This window comes from Streptomyces sp. NPDC048734 (genome assembly GCF_043198675.1).
In the GTDB taxonomy this organism is placed as follows: domain Bacteria; phylum Actinomycetota; class Actinomycetes; order Streptomycetales; family Streptomycetaceae; genus Streptomyces.
This window is the reverse complement of the sequence record NZ_JBICUZ010000001.1, coordinates 670,304-691,645: the sequence shown is the minus strand read 5'-3', so window position 1 is coordinate 691,645 and position 21,342 is coordinate 670,304. Positions and strand designations below refer to the sequence as shown.

Genomic DNA, 21,342 nt, shown 5'->3' with positions numbered 1-21,342 from the left:
GGTCGGGGATGAAGCGGACGGTTACAGCTTGACGATCATCTTGCCCGTGTTGTCGCCCCGCAGTACTCCGAGGAACGCCTCCAGGTTGTTCTCGATGCCCTCGACGACCGTCTCGCGGTACTTCAGGGCGCCCGAGGCGACCCAGGGGCCGACCTCCTGGACGAACTGGGGCTGGAGGTCGTAGTGGTCGCCGACGAGGAAGCCCTCGATGCGGCCGCGGGTCTGGATGAGGCGGGCGAGGTTGCGCGGGCCGGGGGCGGGCTCGGTGTTGTTGTAGACCGAGATCATGCCGCAGACGGCGATGCGGCCGCCCTCGTTCAGGGAGCCGATCGCGGCCTCCAGGTGGTCGCCGCCGACGTTGTCGAAGTAGACGTCGATGCCGTCCGGGGCGGCCGCGCGCAGTTGCTCGCTCACGGAACCGTTCTTGTAGTTGAACGCCGCGTCGAAGCCGTACTCCTCGACCAGGAGCTTGACCTTGTCGTCGGAGCCGGCCGAGCCGATCACCCGCGAGGCGCCCTTGAGCTTGGCGATCTGGCCGACCTGGCTGCCGACCGCGCCGGCCGCGCCGGAGACGAAGACGACGTCGCCCTCCTTGAGGGCGGCGGTGCGCAGCAGGCCGGCGTAGGCGGTGAGGCCGGTCATGCCGAGGACGCCCAGGTAGGCGGAGAGCGGGGCGGCCTCGGGGTCGACCTTGACGGCCTGCGCGGCGTTGAACGTGGCGTACTCGCGCCAGCCGCCGAAGTGCAGCACGTGGTCGCCCACGGCGATGCCCTCGGCGTGCGAGACGACGACCTCGCCGACCGCGCCGCCCTGCATGGCCTTGCCCAGCTCGAAGGGGGCCGTGTAGGACTTGGCGGCGCTCATCCGGCCGCGCATGTACGGGTCGACGGAGAGGTAGGCGTTGCGGACGAGCACCTCGCCGGGGCCGGGCTGCCGGATCTCCGCCTCGGCCAGCTCGAAGTCCTCGGCCTTGGGCCAGCCGACGGGGCGGCTGAGCAGGCGCCATTCGCGGCTGACGGACGGGAGCGCGGGGGTGTCGGACATGGAGCCCTTCCTTGTGTGCTGGTGCGGCGTGCGCCGGTGCGGCGCGGGTGCTGCGGGCGCGCACGGCGCAAATACTTCAGTACCTGAAACAACCATGCGCCTGGATATTTCATGATGTCAAGTAAGCGGGTACCCTGGAAACCATGTCCACACCCCAGAAGACCCGTCGGCCCGACCCCCTCACCCTGGAGGTCGTCGAGCTGATCGGCGAGGTCGTGGCGCGGTTCCACCAGGACTACGAGGAGGCCGCCGCCGGACACTCCCTCACCGGCGCGCAGGCCCGGCTGCTCAGCCTGCTCTCCCTGGAGCCGCTGCCGATGCGGAAGCTGGCGGTGAAACTGAAGTGCGAGCCGTCCAACGTGACGGGCATCGTCGACCGCCTGGAGGCCCGGGGCCTGGTGGAACGCCGGCCCGACCCTGCCGACCGCCGGGTGAAGCTGGCCGCGGCGACGGACGAGGGGCGCCGGACGGCCAAGGACCTGCGGGAGAACCTGCGGTTCGCCCGCGAGCCGCTCGCCGGACTCGCCGAGGAGGAGCGGCTGGCGCTGCGGGGTCTGCTGCGCGGGATGCTGGGCACGGACGAGACCCGATAGGGCGGACGGCCGGGCACCGCCCGTCCGGGGCGGACTGCCTGCCATCGCACCGTCGGCGCGCCTTGGAGCCGAGGCGTCCGCCACCTCGACGGCGGGCCCCGGGCCGAGGACGGGCCCCGGACCGGGGACGGTACCGGGTGCAGGAGCGGCACCGGGGGCAGGAGCGGCACCGGGGGCGGGTGCGCGCAGGTCGCACCGACCGCCTACGTCGTCCTGGGCGAAGCCGAACACGCCCGCAGGACCGTCACGGGCCTGCCCGGCGGCGCGCCTCGCCGCCCTCCCCGGCCCGTCTGCCGCCGGGCCGCACCGCGGAGCGGCGACAGGCTCTGCGGGAGCCGCTGTTGCCAGTGCTGTGACCGGAAAGGTCTGCCGGAAAGCTCGCGGCGTCCGGCGCCGGGGGCACCTCCCACGCCGTTCGGGCAGTGGGGGAGCATCGCAAGGCGGAGCATTGCCCGCGTACTGGATGTGCTCGGATGCACTCGGATGCACTCGGATGCACTCGGGTGATGCCACGACGCGGCGCGGGCGTGCCCCCGGCCGAAGGCCGGGGGCACGCCGTGCCGGGCGTCGCGAGCCGGTGAACCTCTCAGGTCACAGCACTAAGTGCACCACCACAGGAACCGGTCGCACGTTTCCGACGGTGACGGTTCCGGCTTCGGCTCGGAGGTGGTGGGGCCCGCCGTGGGGGTGCCGGTGCCGGAGTCCGCCGGAGTGGAGGCCGCGGGGGGCGTGCCGGGGGCGGGTGCCGTCTGGGGGTCCTGCTCCTCGTCGCCCCGCGGTGTCTGCGACTCGTCGGGCGATGCCGAAGGTGACGCCGAGGCGGAGGCCGAAGTCGAGGCCGAGGCCGAGGCCGACGGGTCGGAGGACGGGGAGGCCGACGTCTCGCCGCTTCCCTCCGTGTCGTCGACGGGCTCGACCGTGGCGTCCGGCGACTCCTCGGACTCGATCCGCGAGGACTCCCCGCCCGCCGCCGACGGGTTCGAGGAGGAGCCGAACCCCGGTGCGTCGATGCCGAGTTCGGCCAGGCTCAGGCCGCCCGAGGCGAGCAGGAAACCGGCCGCGACGAGGAGCGTGCGGCGACGACGGCGGCGGTGCGCGGCGGCCTTGCGATCGCGACGGCTCGCCTCGCCCTCGGCGGGACCCTCACCGGCCGGCCCGCGTCCCCCGCCGCCCCGGCCGCGGCTCTGCTCACGACGGCGGGGGCGTCCGGCGGCGGGGGCCGCGGAATCACCCTCGGCGTCGGGCGCGGCACCGGCACCGGCACCGAACTCAGCCTCGGCGTAGGTGACTTCGGGGACCTCGGGGACCTCGGGGGTGCCCCGGTCCGCACCAGGGCCGCGCTCCTCCAGTAAGGGGGCCTGAGGGGCGTACGGCTCCGGCTCGTACGCCTCCTGCTGACGCGCGGGCAGCCGGTCGGCAGGGGTGCCGCACCCCGGGCAGGCGAGGGCGCCGTTGAGGTGCCGTCGGCACGGGTGGCAGTAGTCCATGACGCGGGAAGACTAAGTTCCCGGCATATGAAGTTCCTAGCGCCGACTGTGAAGATTGTGCGGGGAACCGACTGTTCCGGTTTGGCTACCTTGAGCTACCACCCCCGGCGGGTCCGGAACCGCCGGCCGCGCCCCGTACCGAAAGTCCCGTCCGAAACTGTCGAAACCTGTCTGCGTTCACCCCATTGACACCCCCCTCACCGCGTCCTTACTGTCACGCCAACATTTCGAACGTGTGACGAAATCTCGAACAGCTGAAGGGCAACTTCCGTGCGCATCACCGGAATCAGCACTCACGTGGTGGGGACGCCTTGGCGCAACCTGACCTACGTCCAGGTGCACACCGACGAGGGCATCACGGGTGTGGGTGAGACCCGCATGCTGGGCCACACCGACGCGCTGCTCGGTTACCTGAAAGAGGCCGAGGCCAACCACATTCTCGGCTCCGACCCGTTCGCTGTCGAGGACCTCGTGCGCCGCATGAAGTACGGCGACTACGGCCGGGCGGGTGAGATCGTGATGTCCGGTATCGCCGTCGTCGAGATGGCGTGCTGGGACATCAAGGGCAAGGCCCTCGGCGTCCCCGTCTGGCAGCTGCTCGGCGGCAAGGTCACCGACAAGGTCAAGGCGTACGCCAACGGCTGGTACACCACCGAGCGCACGCCGGAGGCGTACCACAAGGCCGCCCAGCAGGTCATGGAGCGCGGGTACAAGGCGCTGAAGATCGACCCCTTCGGCACCGGGCACTTCGAGCTGGACCACGCGCAGACCCTGTACGCCGTCTCCCTCATCGAGGCCGTGCGCGACGCCATCGGGCCGGACGCGGAGCTGATGCTGGAGATGCACGGCCGGTTCTCGCCGTCCACCGCGGTCCGGCTGGCGAACGAGCTGGCGCCCTTCAAGCCGGCCTGGCTGGAGGAGCCGGTCCCGCCGGAGAACCTCAAGGCGCTGGAGAAGGTCGCCGCCAAGGTGGACATCCCCATGGCCACCGGTGAGCGCATCCACGACCGGATCGAGTTCCGCGAGCTGTTCGAGAGCCAGGCGGTCGACATCATCCAGCCGGACGTCGGCCATATCGGTGGCATCTGGGAGACGCGCAAGCTCGCCGCGACCGCCGAGACGCACTACATGCTGGTCGCCCCGCACAACGTGGGCGGGCCGGTGCTGACCGCGGCCTCCCTCCAGGTCGGGTTCAGCTCCCCGAACTTCAAGATCCTCGAGCACTTCAACGACTTCGCGGACTCGGAGATCAAGAAGGTCGTCAAGGGGGCCCCGCAGGTCGTCGACGGTTACTTCCACCTCTCCGACGCCCCCGGTCTCGGGGTCGAGCTGGACGTGGACGCCGCCGCCGAGTTCCCCCAGCAGCAGGCCCGCTTCGACCTGTGGGCCGACGGCTGGGAGCAGCGCAAGCCGAAGGGCACCGGGCAGTGAGCACCGCCGTCGTCGTCGAGGCGCCCGGCGAGCACCGGCTCACCGCGCACACGCCCCGCCCGCCGGAGCCCGGTGAGGCGCTGGTGCGGGTGCACGCCGTGGGCATCTGCGGCAGCGACCGCGAGGTGTACCAGGGCAACCGGCCCGAGGGGTACGTCCGCTACCCGCTCACGCCCGGCCACGAGTGGTCCGGGACGGTCGAGGCGGTGGGCGCCGGGGTACCGGTCTCGCTCGTCGGCCGCAAGGTGGTCGGAGAGGGTTTCCGCAACTGCCAGGTGTGCGACCGCTGCCACGCGGGTGAGACGACGCTGTGCTCGCACGGGTACGAGGAGACCGGTTTCACCCAGCCGGGCGCGATGGCGGCCACGCTGACCCTGCCGGCCCGGCTGCTGCACGTGCTGGCCCAGGACGCCGACCTCACGGCGGCGGCCCTGCTGGAGCCGGCCGCCTGCATCGCGGCCGCCGCGATCAAGGCGCACGCCCTGCCGGGCGAGCGGGTCGCCGTGGTCGGCACCGGGACGCTCGGCATGTTCGCCGTGCAGTTCCTGCGGGCGGGCTCGCCGGCCGAGCTGCTGGTGGTCGGCACCCGTGGCGACCGGGAGGCGCTGTCCCGGCGGTTCGGCGCCACCGACTTCCGCACCAGGGACCAGGACCTGCCGGACGACTTCGACGTGGTGATCGAGACCGCCGGGTCCGCCTCGGCCGCCCGCACCGCCGCCGCCCTGCTCCGGCGCGGCGGCCGGCTGGTCCTGACGGGCATCCCCGGTCCGGGCGCCGACGGCCTGGACCCGACGGACCTGGTCGTGCGGCAGCTGGAGGTGCACACCGTCTTCGGAGCGCCGCCCGACGCCTGGTCGCACACGGTGCGGGTGTTCGGGGCCGGGCTGCTCGATCCGCTGCCGCTGGTCACGCACGAGCTGCCGCTCGCCGAGTTCTCCGAGGCGATCAGGCTGGTCGGCTCCGGCGATCCGAAGGTGGGCAAGGTGCTGCTCCGCCCCTAGCGTCTTCCGTCCGGATCAGGCCGGGCTCGCGGGCCCCGGCACCGCTCCCCGCTCCAGCCCGACCCGAACGAAAGACCCCAGCCGTACGCCGGTGCGGGGCGACCTGACGGTCTTCGCACCGGCGTACGCCTCCGCCCCCCACGCCTTGAGCCGCGAACCTCGTCCGACATATCGAACACGAAGGACAGCTTGTGACGACCGACGCTTCCGCTACGGCCGCCCGTCGACCCGGTGAGCAGGTGCTCACCGCGCTCGGACTGGGCGCGCCCGCCCCGGACCCCGCCGACACCTCCACCCACTCCTTCCCGGGCGGCGGCCGCTGGCGCACCGAGATCCCCTCGTGCGAGGGTCCCGAGGCGCTGGGCGTCGTCCTGAAGGAGGCCTCACGGCTCGACGTGCCGATCCACCGGATCAGCCAGGGCAGCGGCGTGTGGATGCTGACCGACGCCGAGATCACCGAGATGGTCGACGCGACGAACGAACGCGACATCGAGCTGTGCCTGTTCACGGGTCCGCGCGGCACGTGGGACATCGGGGGCTCGACGCGTACCGACTCGCGCGGTGGGGGCCTGCGGGCCCGCGGCCACGACGCGGTCGCCGGATGCGTCGAAGACGCCGTGCGGGCAACGGAGTTGGGCGTCAAGTGCCTCCTCGTCGCCGACGAGGGCGTGTTGTGGACGCTGCACCGGGCGCGGACGGCCGGCCTCATCCCGGCCGACACCACGCTCAAGGTCTCGGCGCTGATCGGCCCCGTCAACCCGGCCGCCTACGCGGTCTACGAGCGGCTGGGCGCCGACTCGGTCAACGTGCCCAGCGACCTGACGCTCGATCACCTCACCGAGATCCGGCGGGTGTCCGCCGCTCCCATGGACATGTACATCGAGGCCCCCGACGATCTCGGCGGGTACGTGCGGATGTACGAGGTCGCCGAGCTGATCCGGCGCGGCGCACCGCTGTACCTGAAGTTCGGCCTCTCCAAGGCCCCCGCCATCTACCCGTACGGCCACCACCTGCGCGAGGTGACGCTGTCCACCGCGAAGGAGCGGGTGCGGCGCGGCCGGCTGGCCCTCGACCTGCTGGCGCGGCACGGGGCGGACGGGGACATGGCACCGCTCGGCTCCCGGCTGCCCGGCGAACTCAACAGGTTCGACATCCAGTCATAACGTTACGGAAACCCTGCTTCACAGAAGACGACACAGGCGCGCAGAATCCCACACACCCCTTTCTCGGTCTTCGGGGAACCTGCCGGGAGCGCCGTCGCACCGCGAGACAGACCGAGTCCCTGCACACCGAACCCTGCACACACATCAAGGATGATGATCATGGGTAACCGCAGAGCCGCACTCGCCGCCGTCGCCGGCGCCGCCTCCCTCGCCCTGACCCTGTCCGCCTGCGGCCAGAGCGGCGAGGGCGGCAGCGAGGAGAACAAGAGCGGCGACGCCAAGGGCGGCACGATCGGCATCGCGATGCCGACCAAGTCCTCCGAGCGCTGGATCTCCGACGGCAAGAACGTGGAGAAGGACCTCCAGGCCAAGGGCTACAAGACCAAGCTGGTCTACGGCGAGGACAAGCCCGACCAGCAGGTCTCGCAGATCGAGAACCTGATCGCGCAGGGCGTCGAGGCGCTGATCGTCGCGGCGATCGACAACAAGTCGCTCGACAACGTGCTCCAGCAGGCCAAGGACGCGGACATCCCGGTCATCTCCTACGACCGCCTGATCCTCGGCAGCGAGAACGTCAGCTACTACGCCTCCTTCGACAACTCCAAGGTCGGCGAGCTGCAGGCGAACTACATCGTCGACAAGCTCGGCCTGAAGAGCGGCAAGGGCCCCTTCAACATCGAGCTGTTCGCCGGCTCCAACGACGACAACAACACCAAGTACTTCTTCAACGGCGCGATGAGCGTGCTCCAGCCGTACATCGACAGCAAGAAGCTCGTGGTGCGGTCGGGCCAGACCCAGCTCACCCAGGTGACCACCCTGCGCTGGGACGGCGCCACCGCCCAGCGCCGCATGGACGACATCCTGACCAAGTCGTACAAGACCGAGAAGGTCGACGCGGTCCTCTCCCCGTACGACGGCATCTCCATCGGCATCCTGTCGGCGCTGAAGTCGGACAACTACGGCTCCGCGAACAAGCCGCTGCCGGTCCTCACCGGCCAGGACGCCGAGCTGGCCTCGGTGAAGTCGATCATCGCCGGCGAGCAGACGCAGACCGTCTACAAGGACCTGCGCGAACTGGCCAAGGTCGCCTCCAACATGGTCGACGCGGTCCTGAACGACAAGGAGCCCGAGGTCAACGACACCAAGACCTACGACAACGGCGCCAAGGTCGTCCCGGCCTACCTGCTGGAGCCGGTCAGCGTCGACAAGACCAACTACCAGAAGGTCCTGGTCGACGGCGGCTACTACACGGCCGACCAGCTCAAGTAGCCCCCGCCCCCTAAGGATTGGAAGGCACGACCATGGCGGGACCCGTCCTGGAAATGCGCTCGATCGTCAAGACCTTTCCCGGCGTCAAGGCGCTGTCGGACGTCTCACTGACCGTCCGGCAGGGCGAGGTCCACGCCATCTGCGGGGAGAACGGCGCCGGCAAGTCCACCTTGATGAAGGTGCTCTCCGGCGTCCATCCGCACGGAAGTTACGAGGGCGAGATCCTCTTCGAGGGAGAGGTCTGCCACTTCAAGGACATCAGGGCGAGCGAGCAGCACGGCATCGTGATCATCCACCAGGAGCTGGCGCTGGTGCCGTTCCTGTCGCTGGCGGAGAACATCTTCCTCGGCAACGAGCACGCCAAGCGCGGGCTGATCGACTGGAACCAGACCCTGCGGCACGCCTCCGAGCTGCTGCGCCGGGTCGGTCTGAGCGACCACCCCGAGACCCGCGTCGCCGACATCGGCGTGGGCAAGCAGCAGCTGGTGGAGATCGCCAAGGCGCTGTCGAAGGAGGTGAAGCTGCTCATCCTCGACGAGCCGACCGCGGCTCTCAACGACGAGGACAGCGGCAAACTCCTCGACCTGATCCTGGAGTTGAAGAACCAGGGCATCACCTCGATCATCATCTCCCACAAGCTGAACGAGATCCGCAAGGTCGCCGACTCGGTGACGATCATCCGCGACGGGCGGTCCATCGAGACCCTCGACGTGAAGGCCGCGGACACCACCGAGGACCGCATCATCTCCGCGATGGTGGGCCGCGACCTGGACCACCGCTTCCCCGAGCGGACCCCGCACGAGGCCGAGCAGGGCGCGGCCCCGGCCCTGGAGATCCGCAACTGGACCGTGCACCACCCGATCGACCAGCAGCGCAAGGTGGTCGACGACGTGTCGATCCACGTGCGGCGCGGGGAGATCGTCGGCATCGCGGGCCTGATGGGCGCCGGCCGCACCGAACTCGCGATGAGCGTCTTCGGGCGGACGTACGGCCGGCACGCCGCCGGCACGGTGCTCAAGGACGGCGCGGAGATCCGCACCAAGACCGTCCCGGAGGCGGTCAAGCACGGGATCGCGTACGTGACCGAGGACCGCAAGCACTACGGCCTCAACCTCATCGACACCATCAACCGCAACATCTCGCTCAGCGCGCTGGGCAAGGTCGCCAGGCGCGGTGTGGTCGACGAGCACGAGGAGCGGCAGGTCGCCGAGCGGTACCGCAAGTCCATGAACATCAAGGCGCCGACCGTCTTCGAGCCGGTGGGCAAGCTGTCGGGCGGCAACCAGCAGAAGGTCGTCCTCAGCAAGTGGATCTTCGCGGGGCCCGACGTGCTGATCCTGGACGAGCCCACGCGCGGCATCGACGTGGGCGCCAAGTACGAGATCTACACGGTCATCGACAAGCTGGCGGCCGAGGGCAAGGCGGTCGTCTTCATCTCCTCCGAGCTGCCGGAGCTGCTCGGCATGTGCGACCGCATCTACACGATGGCCGCGGGGCGGCTGACGGGTGAGTTCCCGCGTGCCGAGGCCACGCAGGAATCGCTGATGCGTCAGATGACGAAGGACAAAGAGGTAACCCGATGAGCACGGATGTGACCGCCAAGAGCCCGGCCCCCGCGCCGCCCGGCAAGAGCGGGGGCGCGGCGGGCGGGGGCCTGCTCCAGCTGGTGCTGGACGGCATGCGCCGCAACATGCGCCAGTACGGCATGCTGATCGCCCTCGGCCTGATCGTGGCGCTGTTCGCGGTGTGGACCGACGGCGACCTGCTGCTGCCGCGCAACGTCTCCAACCTGGTGCTGCAGAACAGCTACATCCTGATCCTCGCGATCGGCATGATGCTGGTCATCATCGCGGGCCACATCGACCTGTCGGTCGGTTCGCTGACCGCGTTCGTCGGCGCCTTCGCGGCCGTACTGACGGTGCAGCACGACGTCTCCTGGCCCGTCGCCGTGGTGCTGTGCCTGGTCGTGGGCGCCGTGGCGGGCTCGGTGCAGGGATTCTTCATCGCCTACCTCGGCATACCGTCGTTCATCGTCACCCTCGCCGGGATGCTGACCTTCCGCGGTGTCACGGAGATCCTGCTGGAGGGGCAGACCCTCGGTCCCTTCCCCGGCGGCCTGCAGAAGATCGGCAACGGCTTCCTGCCGGAGACCGGCCCCGAGACCAACTACCACAACCTCACCCTGCTGCTGGGTGCCGTCCTGATCGTCTTCGTGGTCCTCCAGGAGATCCGGGACCGCAAGCGCCAGCAGGAGTTCTCGCTGGAGATCCTGCCGCGCAACATCTTCCTGCTGAAGCTCGTCGCGATCGTCTCCGCGCTGCTCGTGGTGACCCTGCTGCTCGCCAGCTACAAGGGCGCCCCGATCGTGCTGATCATCCTGGGCCTGCTGGTGGTCGGCTACGGCTACGTGATGCGCAACTCGATCTTCGGCCGGCACATCTACGCGATCGGCGGCAACCTGCCGGCCGCGAAGCTGTCCGGTGTCAAGGACAAGAAGGTCACCTTCTACGTCTTCCTGAACATGGGCGTGCTCGCGGCCCTGGCGGGTCTGGTGGTCGCCGCCCGCCTCAACGCGGCCTCTCCGAAGGCGGGCCTGAACTACGAACTCGAGGCCATCGCATCGGCGTTCATCGGTGGCGCGTCCATGAGCGGCGGTGTCGGAACCGTCCTCGGCGCGATCATCGGCGGTCTCGTCCTCGGTGTGCTGAACAACGGCATGAACCTCCTGAGCGTCGGCACCGACTGGCAACAGGTCATCAAGGGCCTCGCCCTGCTGGCCGCGGTCGGGTTCGACGTGTGGAACAAGCGCAAGTCCGGTTCGTAAGTCGGGTCCGGGCCCCGCCGGAGCAGCCGGCGGGGCCCACCCCTATCAAGGGAGCCGCACATGGAACTGAACCGACGCACGGTCATCGCGGGAGCCGCGGCCGCGGGCATCGCCGCGAGCACGCTCGGCGGCACGGCACACGCCACCGGCGGCACCGCTCACCCCACCGGCGGCAGAGCGCCGTCGAAGAGGCTGTTCGGCACCCTCGCCGACGGCACCGAGGTGCACAGCTGGTCCCTGGCCAACGGCGGCACGCGCCTGAAGGTCCTCTCCTACGGCGGCATCGTCCAGTCGCTGGAGATCCCCGACCGGCACGGCCGGCACGCGAACGTCTCCCTCGGCTTCGACGACCTCGAGGACTACGTCGCGAAGTCGCCGTACTTCGGCGCGCTGATCGGCCGCTTCGGCAACCGGATCGGCAAGGGCCGCTTCACTCTGGACGGCACGGCCCACCAGATCGACGTCAACGACGGCGAGAACACCCTGCACGGTGGATCCAAGGGCTTCGACAAGCGGGTGTGGGACGTCGAGCCGTTCACCAGGGGATCGGACGTCGGCCTGCGCCTGCACCACACGAGCGCCGACGGGGAGATGGGCTACCCCGGCACGCTCCGGGTGAAGGTCACCTACACCCTCACCCGGCACGGCGACTGGCGCGTCGACTACGAGGCCACCACCGACAAGGCCACCGTCGTCAACCTGACCAGCCACGTCTACTGGAACCTCGCCGGTGAGAACAGCGGCTCGATCCACGACCACCGGCTGAGGATCGCCGGCTCGCGCTACACGCCCGTCGACCCGGGGCTGATCCCCACCGGCGAGCTGGCGAGGGTGGCCGGCACCCCCTTCGACTTCCGCCGCGCCAAGAGCGTGGGCGAGGACATCCGGGTGGCCCACCAGCAGGTGCTGTACGGCCAGGGCTTCGACCACAACTGGGTCCTCGACAAGGGGATCACGGCCCGTCCCGTGCCGGTGGCCACCCTGCGCGACCCGTCCTCGGGCCGCACGATGACGATCTCCACCACCGAGCCCGGCCTGCAGTTCTACTCGGGCAACTTCCTCGACGGCACGCTCGTCGGCAGCGGCGGCACCGTCTACCGCCAGGGCGACGCGCTCTGCCTGGAGACGCAGCACTTCCCGGACTCGCCGAACAAGCCGTCGTTCCCCTCGACGGTGCTGCGGCCGGGGCGGACGTACCGGTCGACGACGGTCCACTCGTTCGGCCGCTGACGCGCCGTCACCGGGGGTCCGCCCCCGGCCGGTGGCCGCGTCTTCACAGCCGGCACACATTTTCCCCCCGGTTCCCCGGCGGTTGAACACCGCCACCGCAGTGTCCGTATGAAGAGGTGGCCCGCGCTCCCCCGCGCGGGCCACCCACATGACGACGGGCCCGGTCGTCCCCGCCGGGCCCGCCCCATACGGAGGTTCCATGGCCGACAACGTCACCTCGTTGTTCCGCAGCACCGCCGCGCACAGCCCGTCGATGGCGGCGCTGACGCGGGAGGGCGGCGACGGGGGCGGCCCGGTGGACTTCTGCATCCCCTGCAACCCGTACTTCCCCACGCCGCAGATGTTCGACGACATGTCGGCCCGGCTGCGGGACATCATCACGTACTACCCGAGCAGCGCCGACACGATCACCGCCGAGCTGTGCAGCCTGCTCCAGCTCCCGCCGCAGGCCGTCGCGATGGGCAACGGCTCCACCGAGCTGATCACCTGGATCGACCACCTGCTGGTGCGCGAGTCCCTCGCCGTCCCCGTCCCCACCTTCGGCCGCTGGACCGACCAGCCCATGGAGACCGGCAAGCGGGTCGACATGTTCCCGCTCCAGGAGTCCAGCGGCTTCGCCCTGGACCTCGCGCAGTACGCCGAGTTCATCCGCGCGCGCGGCACCCGTGTCGCCGTCATCTGCAACCCCAACAACCCCGACGGCGGGTTCCTGCACAAGCACGCCGTCGTGCAGTTCATGGACGCGATGGCCGACCTGGACCTGATCGTCATCGACGAGTCGTTCCTGGAGTTCGCCGACGCGGAGAGCGAACCCTCGGTGGTCCAGGAGGCGATGCTCCGCCCGAACGTCATCGTCCTGCGCAGCCTCGGCAAGAACTTCGGCCTGCACGGCATCCGCTTCGGCTACCTCGTCGCCAACCCGGCCCTGGCCGGCCGCGTCCGCTCCATGCTGCCCAAGTGGAACCTCAACTCCTTCGCCGAGCACGTGGTGTTCATGCTGAGGGAGCACGGCCCCGAGTACGCGCAGAGCCTGATGCAGGTGCGCCGTGACCGCCTCGACATGGCCAGCCAGCTCTCCGCGCTGCCCGGCCTGACCGTGTACCCCTCCCAGGGGAACTTCCTCTTCGTCCGCCTTCCCGTCGGCGCCGAGGGGACGGTCGTGCGCGACCGGCTGCTCACCGAGCACCGGATCCTGGTCCGCGAGTGCGGCAACAAGATCGGTTCCTCCAGCCGCTTCCTGCGGCTCGTGGTGCGCCCCCAGGTGGACGTACGTCGCCTGGTGTCCGGCCTGGAACAGGTGCTCTACGGGACCAGGAGGGGAGCCGCCGTACCGGAGCCGGGCAACGGGACCTCCTACAGCTCGGGTACGGCGGCGGTGGACCGGCTGGTGGGAGCGACGAACGGGGCGGGCGTGCAGGGGCTCGCGGCGCAGGCGCAGGCTTTGGGGGGCGGGGCGCCGATGCCCATGCCCGCGCCCGCGCCGGCCGCGCCGCCCGCGCAGATGCCGGTGCCGGTGCCGGCCGCGGCGCAGGTGTTCCCGCAGTCGGTTCCGACGCCGGCACCGATGCCCGCGCCCATGCCTGCGCCTGCGCCCGCACCCGTGCCCGCGGCGGCCGCGGCGGCCTCCATGGCACCGGTGCCGCCGCCGATGCAGGTGCCGCCGTCTGCTCCGGCCCCGGCGCCCATGGCCGCGCCCCTGCCGACCGCGCCGGCCGCCGGGCCGATGGGCGGACCCGGTGGGCCGACCCCGCCGGGGGTGCCGGCCCGCGGCGGCCTGACGGCCGCGCAGGTGCGGGGCACGAACGGGTTGTCGCCCGCGGCGACGACGGGGTGGCCGAACGCCCAGAGCTGGCCCAGTCCGGCCGGAATGGGCCAGGCGGGCTGACCCGGCCCTCGGTCCTCAACTCACCCGGTCGGGTGGCAGGTGGGCACCGGCCCCGGTTCCAGCCCTCCCGTCCGAGGGGCGGCGCCTCCTTGGACGGGGGTCAGTAGGCGACGGGCCATCCGCTGCTCCAGTTCAGGAGGTTGATGCCGAGTTTCGGGGTGCCGTTGTCGTTGCCGTCGTAGTAGTGGTAGACGATCAGGTCGCCGTCGGTGTCCTTCATGATCGACTGGCCGCCGGGGCCGATGTAGCGCCCGTGCGACTCCAGGACCGGCGTGCCGCCGTTGTTCATGAGCGCGACGCCGTTCTTGTCGTAGTACGGCCCGGTGACGCCGGTGGCGCGGCCGACCTTGACCTTGTAGGTGGAGCCGGTGCCGGCGCAGCAGGTGTCGTACGAGGCGAAGAGGTAGTAGTAGCCGTTGCGCTTGACGACGTACGGCGCCTCGACGGCCTTGGTCCCGGTCGGGCGGGAGGCGAGGGAGTAGCGGGTGGTGTTGCCCGACAGCTGCTTCCCCGTGGCCGGGTCGATCTGGATCATCTTCAGGCCCGTCCACCAACTGCCGAAGGAAAGCCACCACTTTCCGTCGTCGTCGACGAAGAGGTTGGGGTCGATGGCGTTGTGGTCGCTGGAGGTGGTGGAGGTGTAGACGGTCCCGTAGTCGCTCCAGGAGCCGGGCAGTCCGGTGGTCGAGCCGGCCAGGCCGATGGCGGACCTGTTGGAGCCGAAGGTGGAGACGGCGTAGTACATCAGGTACTTGCCGCCCTGGTAGGAGATGTCGGGCGCCCAGGCCTCGGTCGCCCCGTACGAGGACCACCAGCCCGGCTTCGTGGCGAAGGCGTCGCCGCCCGCGCCGAAGGCGATGCGGTCGGTGGAGGTGCGGTGGGACAGGCCGCCGCCGGTGGCGTAGAGGAGGTACCGGCCGGCGGAGGTGCGGATCATCGTCGGGTCGTGGACGACCGTGGACCCGGTGACCGTGCCGGGGTTGGGGTAGGCGGAGGCGGTGGTGGGGGTCAGGGCGAGCATCACCGCGGCCGGGACGGCCAGCAGGGTGGCCCTGCGGGGGATGCGGGGGATGCGGCTCATGCGGACGCTCCTTCGGTGGGGGTGCGTCGTCCGAGATGTCGAACGACAGTCGCGTCGTCGGACGGGACCGTAGAATCGAACCCCTTGCGCGTCAATGGTCCGCGCGGCCGCCGAAACCCTTGCGAGAACTCCCGCACCGCCGAGCGGCCGCCGGAACCCCTGTCCTGCAAGTGACTTGACGGACCGTCACTTTGCCCAACTGACAGCCCGCCGACAGGAACGCTCCCTACGGTGCCGTGCTCATGACAGACACCTCGGGTACACCCCATCACCCCGTCGGGCGCCGGGCCGTGCTGATCGCCACCGGCGCCACCGCGGCGACCCTGGCCGTGGGCGCGGCCGCCGCATCCCCCGAAGCGCCGGCCGCGCCGGACACCGCCCCCGTGGCCGCGGCGGCCGTGTGCACCCTCACGAAGGAGATGACCGAAGGGCCCTACTACCTCGACGGACAGTACGTCCGCGCCGACATCACCGAAGGCAAGGCGGGCATCCCGCTGAAGCTGAACCTCACCGTCGTCGACGACGACACCTGCGTGCCGCTCCCGGGCGCCCTGGTCGAGCTGTGGCACGCCGACGCGCTCGGCGAGTACTCCGGCTTCGTCGGCAACAACGGCCACGACGAGCCCGACAGCGGCACCTTCCTGCGCGGCGGCGTGCTCACCGACGCCCGCGGCGTCGCGGCGATCACGACCGTCTACCCGGGCTGGTACCGGGGCCGCTGCGTCCACATCCACGTCAAGGTCCACACGAACGTCACCCTGACCTCGGACGGCTCCTTCACCGGCGGTCAGGAGCTCCACACGGGCCAGCTCTTCTTCAGCGAGACGGTCACGACAGCGGTCGCGCGCGTCTCGCCGTACTCGACGAACACGGTCACCCGCACCACCCTCGCCCAGGACTCCATCTACGACGAGGGCGGCGCCGCCTCGGGCCTGCTCACCCTCACCGCCCTGGGCGGCACCCCCGCCGCGGGCTACACCGGGACGCTCACCCTGGGCGTCGAACGCTGACCCCGCGCCGGGCGCCGCCGCGGATACGGCGGCGCCCGGTCGGCGGGCGGTCAGGCATCGGCCCCGGAGGCCGATGCGGCCGGTGTGATGCCGAGTTGCTGCTCGGTGCGCTCCAGCCATGCGCGGTACCACCGGGCGAAGTCGTGCCCGGTCGGCTCGATCCCCCGGTCCATCGGTCTGAGGTCCTCCCAGACGGCGCCCCGGTGCGGGCCCGTCATGACCAGCAGCGACGTGTAGCCGCAGCCCTGCTCGGCGAGGAACACCGCGCCCGCCTCCTGGGCGTCGTACAGCTCCTCGTAGCGCGCGTCCCAGGCCGCGTGCGCGCGGCGGAACGCCTCCTCGGTCGGGAAGGCGTCCCGCTCGGGCTCCTGTGCGTCGAGCGCGTCCAGCTCGCTCTGCAACGCCTCGGCCGCGAAGGGCCGTCCGGCGAACTCGGCGGTGGTCGGCTGCCCCGGGTAGGCGAGCCCGACGCCGCGCCACTGCCACCCGCCGTCCTTCAAGACCGGTGTCATCAGGCCGTAGTGAGGGCCTGCTCCCCCTCGTCCGACGTGGAGCAGGAAGCCGCGGTACTGCGCGGGCAGACCGGTGCCCAGGGCCGACTCCAGCGACCGGAGCTGTTCCTCGTCCATGACCGGGCCAAGGCGGAAGCCGTGCCCCCGCGTCCCGAAGACCTTCTCGGCTTGCGGGTGTTCGGCAATTCGCAGCACCCGCTCCCGCACTCCCGCCCACATGTCCTCGCTCATGGGCACACGGTAGAGAGACGCGCACCGCACCGGCACGGGATTTTCCCGAGGAGGGCCGGTGCCCGGGACGCGCCGCCCTGCGCCGTGGCCGGTGGGGCCGACGTGTGCCCCGCAACAGAACCCGGACTGAGAACCCGACGAAGCGCTACTAGCCGCCGAGCAGGCGGTTGAAGAAGGAGCGGTAGTGGTGCAGGGCGATCCGCAGGGCCTCGGTGTCGGCCTGCTCGCCCTTGTTCCACTGGTCCTCGAGCCGGCGCTTGTGGTCGGTGAACGTCGCGGTCAGCTGCCGCATGAGGTCCGACACGAGGGCGTCCGCGGTGTCCACGGCGCCGCGGGGGTCGTCGACGAACCTGTTCTGGACCTCCTGCCAGCGCCCGCGGAAGGTTTCCTCGTCCCCTGGGCTGATGAGCTGCTGAGCATCGTCCTCGCCGGTGTCGCTCCCCCCTCCACCACGATCCTGCGCAACGGGGTCGGCGTCCGTGGATGCGGGTGGGGCGTCGGGGGAGCCGCCGAATCCCTCCCCGCGCTCCACGGGCGGGTCGGCGGTGGGTGCGCTGTCGCCCGGGAAGGTCGGAACGCCACCCTGCGCGTCCGGCGTCTCCCCGGCCGTCGGGCTGCCGGGACGAGCGAAAGCGGCGGATGCGGAGCTGTCGCCGCCGGGGCCTGGTACGGGATCGCGTTGCATCTCTCCTCCGTTCCCCGGGCGCCGGAAGGCCCGGTGGGACGGGAATCCACGGGAACGAGTGTCGGGCAGGGGCCGGTGCTCAGGCGGTGGCCCGCCGGGACTGGCCGTTGTCGGAGAGCAACTCGTCGAACAGCGAGCGGTAGTGCACCATGGCGCCCCGCAGCTGCTCGGTGGTCGCCTGGTGCCGGGTGCTGAGCTCGTCCACGTCATGGGCGGCGCGGTAGTGCTCCAGCGTCCGGCCGTGCTCGACCGACAGGTCCTTGAGCCGTTGGTCGAAGTCCTGCGTCGGATAGCCGCGCTCCCGCATGAGCGACGTCACCAGGCGGTCCGCGTCGTGCACGGCGTCCTCCGGGCGATCCACGAACTCCTCCTGGACGCCGTTCCACTCCCGGGCGTAGCGGTCACGGGTGGCGCCGTCCAGCGGCTTGAGGTCCAGGGAGTCGTGCCGTTTCTCGCGCTCCCTGAGTTCGCGCTCGGCGGCGCTACGGCTGTCGGCGTTCTCCATGGTCCGGTCGTACTCCGGACCGAAGCGCTCGCGGAGTTTGCGGCGGCGCATGAGCATCGAAGCCGCCACGGCGATCACCGCGACGACCAGCACGGCGGCGATGACAACCAGAAGAAGCGTCCCTGTCGACATCGGACACGACCCCCTCACGGGAACGGCATGCCTTGATTGTCGAACTCTCCTGTTATGCGTATTTTAAACCTATAAATACCGAAAGAGTTTCCCGGAGGCGATTCCGTCGCACCCGACGCAGCCGCCGCCGTCGGAAGCCGGGGCTCCGCCTCCTGCCGACCGACGGACATGGGGATCAGTGCCGTGACGGTGTGGGGCGATCCGCGCTCACGTGGGGATCAGCGTCCCCTCGTCGATGAGCGCGGTGCCCCGGCGAAAGCGCCGACGCTGGCCGCGCGACCGCCGCCCGACCGTCTTTCTCTCTCCCCCCGAGATCCGGTGTCCCGGACGCGGCAGAGCCGTGGGCCGAAGCCGACACGGCTGCCGCGTCCGGAGCACCGGACGCCGCCGGGGGAGGCGGTCACCGGCGGCTCAGAAGCGGATGCACACCGGGCCCTGGTTGACGTTCACCAGGCCGATCTGCGTGACGGCCGAGTTGCACGCGATACTCGTCTCGCCCGTGTCGGACTCCCGGTACTCACCGTCGCCGGAGCCGAAGTCGATGCACACCGGGCCCTGGTTGACGTTGACCGCGCCGAACTGGCTGGTGAGGTCGTTGCACTGGGCGTTCAGCACCTCCTGGGTGATCCCGTCACTCCGGTGGTGCTCGGTGTCCTGGCCGTAAGCCGAAGCGACACCGGCGCTCGCCGTCACGGCGGCGACTGCCAGAGCGGTGGCCGTGACGGCCCGACGGAAAGACATCATGACTGTTCTCCAGGGTTCTGGGGGACAAGCGACATGTGCCACTGCATCAGCGCCGGCCCGGTTCTGCATGCGGGAGTACGCCGTCCGGGCTCCGCGCCCGACCGAGCGGAGCGGCCCGCCGACCGGACGCACGGGCTCGCACAGGCTCTGCCGAGCTTCGCCTCGGAGCCGCGGTGGCCGCGGTGGCCGCGGTTCGTGGACTTCCGGACGCGCCCTGGAGAAAGTTGTCGGCGGCTGTCGATCCGGCCGCTCCCCGTTCGACGTCTTGGTGTGCGGCACCCCGCCGCACGACGGCACGACAGGACCTGGTGAGGAAACCCGTGGATCAACTGCTGCGAGTGATGAACTTCTGCGTCTCGAATGACGGGATCGGGGCCGGTGAGCACCAGAGTCCCGAGCGGCCGTTCGGCCACGATCACCCCGAGAGGCTGTTCGCCTGGGCCGGAGCCACGGCGAGCTGGCCCATGCGCACGGACCCCGGGGGGAGCCGGGGCCTGGACGACTACTTCACGCGGGACTTCGCGCGCGACATCGGTGCCGAGATCATGGGACGCAACAAGTTCGGGCCCCAGCGAGGACCCTGGCAGGACCACGACTGGCGCGGCTGGTGGGGCGAGGAGCCCCCGTTCCGCACGCCGGTGTTCGTCATGACCCACCACGAGCGTCCGTCGTTCACGCTCTCCGACACCACGTTCCACTTCGTCGACGGCAGCCCGGCCACGGTCCTCGAACGGGCGCGGGAAGCGGCGCGCGGCAAGGACGTCCGGCTCGGCGGCGGGATCACCACCGTCCGGCAGTTCCTCGACGCCGACCTCGTCGACACCCTGCACGTGGCGGTCTCGCCGGTGAAACTCGGGTCCGGACTGCGCCTGTGGGACTCCCCCGACGAGCTGCTCGACCGGTTCCACCGGGAGGTCGTACCCAGCCCGAGCGGCGTGACGCACCACCTGTTCTGGCGAAGGTGACGCGAGGGCCCGGCCGGGTTCGTGCCGTGCCCGCGAGGCGGGCGTCCGTACCGGCGCGGCCGGATCGCGACCGTGCGCGCCCGCGCGGCGGGTGTCCGGCGGGCGGCGGCCGTCCGGGTACTGGCGCAGAGGACTTGTTCCGTTGCTGTCGTATCAGGTGCCCTCGGCGCACTCTTCGGTTTTCGTCACACAATTCCAACGGCCGCCGGGGGCAACGGGGTTACACTCGCGCCGCACCACTCCGGGCTGCTCTTGTCGGGCTCGCTCCGGGCGCCGACGCCAGTCAGCAGGTCCGTGGGTTCCTGTCGCCGTCCTGATCGGCCGAGTGAAACAGTTCGATGACACGTTCCTCGTACCGGACGCGGGCCGGGGAGAAGTCGTACGGCATCTTGCCGATGGCCTCCACCACGCTCGTCCTCGCCCCGTCTTCTTCCTCGCCGGCGTGCTCGTCCTCCCGGTCCAGGAGGACGTCGAGGGCCTCTTCCAGGCCGGATCTTTCGACGGCGGCCGCCAGGGCGGTCTCGTGATCACATCGCTGGGCGGCCAGGTCCTCGATGCGGGGGTCGTCGGGGGACGTGGCGTCGTCCAGGGCCGCCTCGGCCTCGGCCAGTCGGTCCTCCTCGGCCCGCAGCTCGGGGTGGATGGCCAGGACGATGAACCGGTCGGCCTGGACAGCGGCGCCCAGAGGGCCGAACATGCGCTCCGTGACCAGGAGGGTGTCGAGGTCGGCGGAGCGCAGGGCTCCGGGCGGTAGATCGCGCAGGCGGCCGGTGACCAGCGGTGAGAGCAGGCCCAGGGGGCTGCCCACCTCGCGGAGACGGTTCACGGCGGCCCGCTGGGCCTCGACGGCGGCAGCCCTGGAAGCGAGGGACTCCTCCAGGCGGGCCAGGGACTGCTCGATACAGGTGGTGCCCTTGAAGGCGGCGTGGATGTCATCCAGGGAGATACCCGCATCGGCCATCCTGCGGATCCACAGCAGGCGGACCATGTCGTCGTATCCGTAGCGGCGGCGGTCATCGCTGCCGCGTTCCGGTTCGTCGAGGAGTCCGATGGCGTGGTAGTGGCGGATGGCGCGGGGTGTGGTCCCGGCGAACGCGGCGGCGTCACCGATCTTGACCCGGCGGGGAATCGCAGGAAGGGGCATGCGAGGGAACCTCTCGATGTCGTGCTCGCCGCCTACTGGACCACATGCCGCTACGGCACATGCAAACCCCTCTGTCGTGGGGGCGCGTGCCTGTACTCCCGCACCATCAAAGTCGTACGGACCGCTGCACGGGGAGAGAGGACGTACCGGACGGGCAGACCTGGGGAACAGCCTGCGGGGTGGGGAATTCAATCGACGAGTGCCATCAGGGCGGCAGCGTCCCTGGTCACAGGCGGGTGGTGGACCGGCCGTCGGGCAGTTTCCGAAGCCAGCCGCGGTCGGCCGGCCTGACCGGCTTCCCGCGCAGCGGCTCCAGTCCGGCCCGCACGCTGGTGTCCACCCCCGGCATCCCTTCGATGCAATGCGGCAGCCTGTCAGCGGATGTCGTGGTCGGGGTGGGTCGGTC

Annotated in this window: 19 protein-coding genes; 11 read left to right on the top strand and 8 right to left on the bottom strand. The window is 70.6% G+C overall.

Features of this window, described 5'->3' with window-relative positions; all coding sequences use genetic code 11:
• Window positions 1-21: 21 nt before the first annotated feature.
• Window positions 22-1,044, bottom strand: a complete 1,023-nt coding sequence (locus ACGFQC_RS03005) for an NADP-dependent oxidoreductase (protein WP_363086956.1) — start codon at window positions 1,042-1,044, stop codon at window positions 22-24.
• Between the two features lie 143 nt (window positions 1,045-1,187).
• On the opposite strand from ACGFQC_RS03005, the gene ACGFQC_RS03000 reads away from it, so the two are divergent.
• Window positions 1,188-1,637, top strand: coding sequence for a MarR family transcriptional regulator (locus ACGFQC_RS03000; RefSeq protein ID WP_363086955.1), 450 nt, complete (start codon window positions 1,188-1,190; stop codon window positions 1,635-1,637).
• Between the two features lie 599 nt (window positions 1,638-2,236).
• Here the strand turns inward: ACGFQC_RS03000 and ACGFQC_RS02995 are convergent.
• Entirely contained in the window at window positions 2,237-3,124 is an 888-nt protein-coding gene (locus ACGFQC_RS02995; protein ID WP_363086954.1) for a hypothetical protein, read from the bottom strand.
• Window positions 3,125-3,394: 270 nt separating this feature from the next.
• Here ACGFQC_RS02995 and ACGFQC_RS02990 point away from each other — a divergent pair, with 270 nt between their 5' ends.
• From ACGFQC_RS02990 to ACGFQC_RS02955, 8 genes are all read left to right on the top strand, one after another.
• Window positions 3,395-4,555 (top strand): mandelate racemase/muconate lactonizing enzyme family protein, encoded by a 1,161-nt coding sequence (locus tag ACGFQC_RS02990; RefSeq protein ID WP_363086953.1) that lies wholly within the window; start codon window positions 3,395-3,397, stop codon window positions 4,553-4,555.
• The gene (locus ACGFQC_RS02985; protein WP_363086952.1) at window positions 4,552-5,556 is read left to right on the top strand and encodes an alcohol dehydrogenase catalytic domain-containing protein; all 1,005 of its coding nucleotides are present in this window, start codon (window positions 4,552-4,554) and stop codon (window positions 5,554-5,556) included. Before ACGFQC_RS02990 ends, ACGFQC_RS02985 begins: the two co-directional genes overlap by 4 nt.
• Window positions 5,557-5,747: 191 nt before the next feature.
• A complete protein-coding gene (locus tag ACGFQC_RS02980; protein WP_363086951.1) occupies window positions 5,748-6,719 on the top strand; it encodes a hypothetical protein in 972 nt (323 codons plus the stop codon).
• 159 nt (window positions 6,720-6,878) lie between these two features.
• Window positions 6,879-7,988, top strand: a complete 1,110-nt coding sequence (gene chvE / locus ACGFQC_RS02975; RefSeq protein WP_363086950.1) for a multiple monosaccharide ABC transporter substrate-binding protein — start codon at window positions 6,879-6,881, stop codon at window positions 7,986-7,988.
• 32 nt (window positions 7,989-8,020) lie between these two features.
• Window positions 8,021-9,571: a multiple monosaccharide ABC transporter ATP-binding protein gene (mmsA, locus tag ACGFQC_RS02970; protein WP_363086949.1), complete on the top strand. Its 1,551-nt coding sequence runs from the start codon at window positions 8,021-8,023 to the stop codon at window positions 9,569-9,571.
• Window positions 9,568-10,812, top strand: coding sequence for a multiple monosaccharide ABC transporter permease (gene mmsB / locus ACGFQC_RS02965; protein ID WP_363086948.1), 1,245 nt, complete (start codon window positions 9,568-9,570; stop codon window positions 10,810-10,812). Before mmsA ends, mmsB begins: the two co-directional genes overlap by 4 nt.
• Before the next feature lie 60 nt (window positions 10,813-10,872).
• Window positions 10,873-12,042: an aldose epimerase family protein gene (locus ACGFQC_RS02960; RefSeq protein ID WP_363086947.1), complete on the top strand. Its 1,170-nt coding sequence runs from the start codon at window positions 10,873-10,875 to the stop codon at window positions 12,040-12,042.
• 199 nt (window positions 12,043-12,241) lie between these two features.
• Window positions 12,242-13,927, top strand: a complete 1,686-nt coding sequence (locus ACGFQC_RS02955; RefSeq protein WP_363086946.1) for a histidinol-phosphate transaminase — start codon at window positions 12,242-12,244, stop codon at window positions 13,925-13,927.
• A gap of 100 nt (window positions 13,928-14,027) precedes the next feature.
• On the opposite strand, the gene ACGFQC_RS02950 is transcribed toward ACGFQC_RS02955, so the two are convergent.
• Window positions 14,028-15,008: an arabinan endo-1,5-alpha-L-arabinosidase gene (locus ACGFQC_RS02950; protein ID WP_363086945.1), complete on the bottom strand. Its 981-nt coding sequence runs from the start codon at window positions 15,006-15,008 to the stop codon at window positions 14,028-14,030.
• Between the two features lie 242 nt (window positions 15,009-15,250).
• On the opposite strand from ACGFQC_RS02950, the gene ACGFQC_RS02945 reads away from it, so the two are divergent.
• A complete protein-coding gene (locus ACGFQC_RS02945) occupies window positions 15,251-16,018 on the top strand; it encodes an intradiol ring-cleavage dioxygenase (protein ID WP_363086944.1) in 768 nt (255 codons plus the stop codon).
• Window positions 16,019-16,068: 50 nt separating this feature from the next.
• Here ACGFQC_RS02945 and ACGFQC_RS02940 read toward each other — a convergent pair whose 3' ends face one another.
• From ACGFQC_RS02940 to ACGFQC_RS02925, 4 genes are all read right to left on the bottom strand, one after another.
• Window positions 16,069-16,761, bottom strand: coding sequence for an SMI1/KNR4 family protein (locus ACGFQC_RS02940; protein WP_363086943.1), 693 nt, complete (start codon window positions 16,759-16,761; stop codon window positions 16,069-16,071).
• A gap of 148 nt (window positions 16,762-16,909) precedes the next feature.
• Window positions 16,910-17,446, bottom strand: a complete 537-nt coding sequence (locus ACGFQC_RS02935) for a hypothetical protein (RefSeq protein WP_363086942.1) — start codon at window positions 17,444-17,446, stop codon at window positions 16,910-16,912.
• Between the two features lie 79 nt (window positions 17,447-17,525).
• On the bottom strand, window positions 17,526-18,083 hold the full coding sequence (locus ACGFQC_RS02930; RefSeq protein WP_363086941.1) for a hypothetical protein: 558 nt from the start codon (window positions 18,081-18,083) through the stop codon (window positions 17,526-17,528).
• A 411-nt stretch (window positions 18,084-18,494) separates the two neighbouring features.
• Window positions 18,495-18,827: a hypothetical protein gene (locus ACGFQC_RS02925; protein ID WP_363086940.1), complete on the bottom strand. Its 333-nt coding sequence runs from the start codon at window positions 18,825-18,827 to the stop codon at window positions 18,495-18,497.
• A 320-nt stretch (window positions 18,828-19,147) separates the two neighbouring features.
• Between ACGFQC_RS02925 and ACGFQC_RS02920 the strand changes: the two genes are divergently transcribed.
• Complete coding sequence (locus ACGFQC_RS02920; RefSeq protein ID WP_393287621.1) at window positions 19,148-19,792, top strand: dihydrofolate reductase family protein; 645 nt, start codon at window positions 19,148-19,150, stop codon at window positions 19,790-19,792.
• Between the two features lie 283 nt (window positions 19,793-20,075).
• On the opposite strand, the gene ACGFQC_RS02915 is transcribed toward ACGFQC_RS02920, so the two are convergent.
• On the bottom strand, window positions 20,076-20,936 hold the full coding sequence (locus ACGFQC_RS02915) for a MerR family transcriptional regulator (RefSeq protein ID WP_363088068.1): 861 nt from the start codon (window positions 20,934-20,936) through the stop codon (window positions 20,076-20,078).
• Window positions 20,937-21,342: the final 406 nt, after the last annotated feature.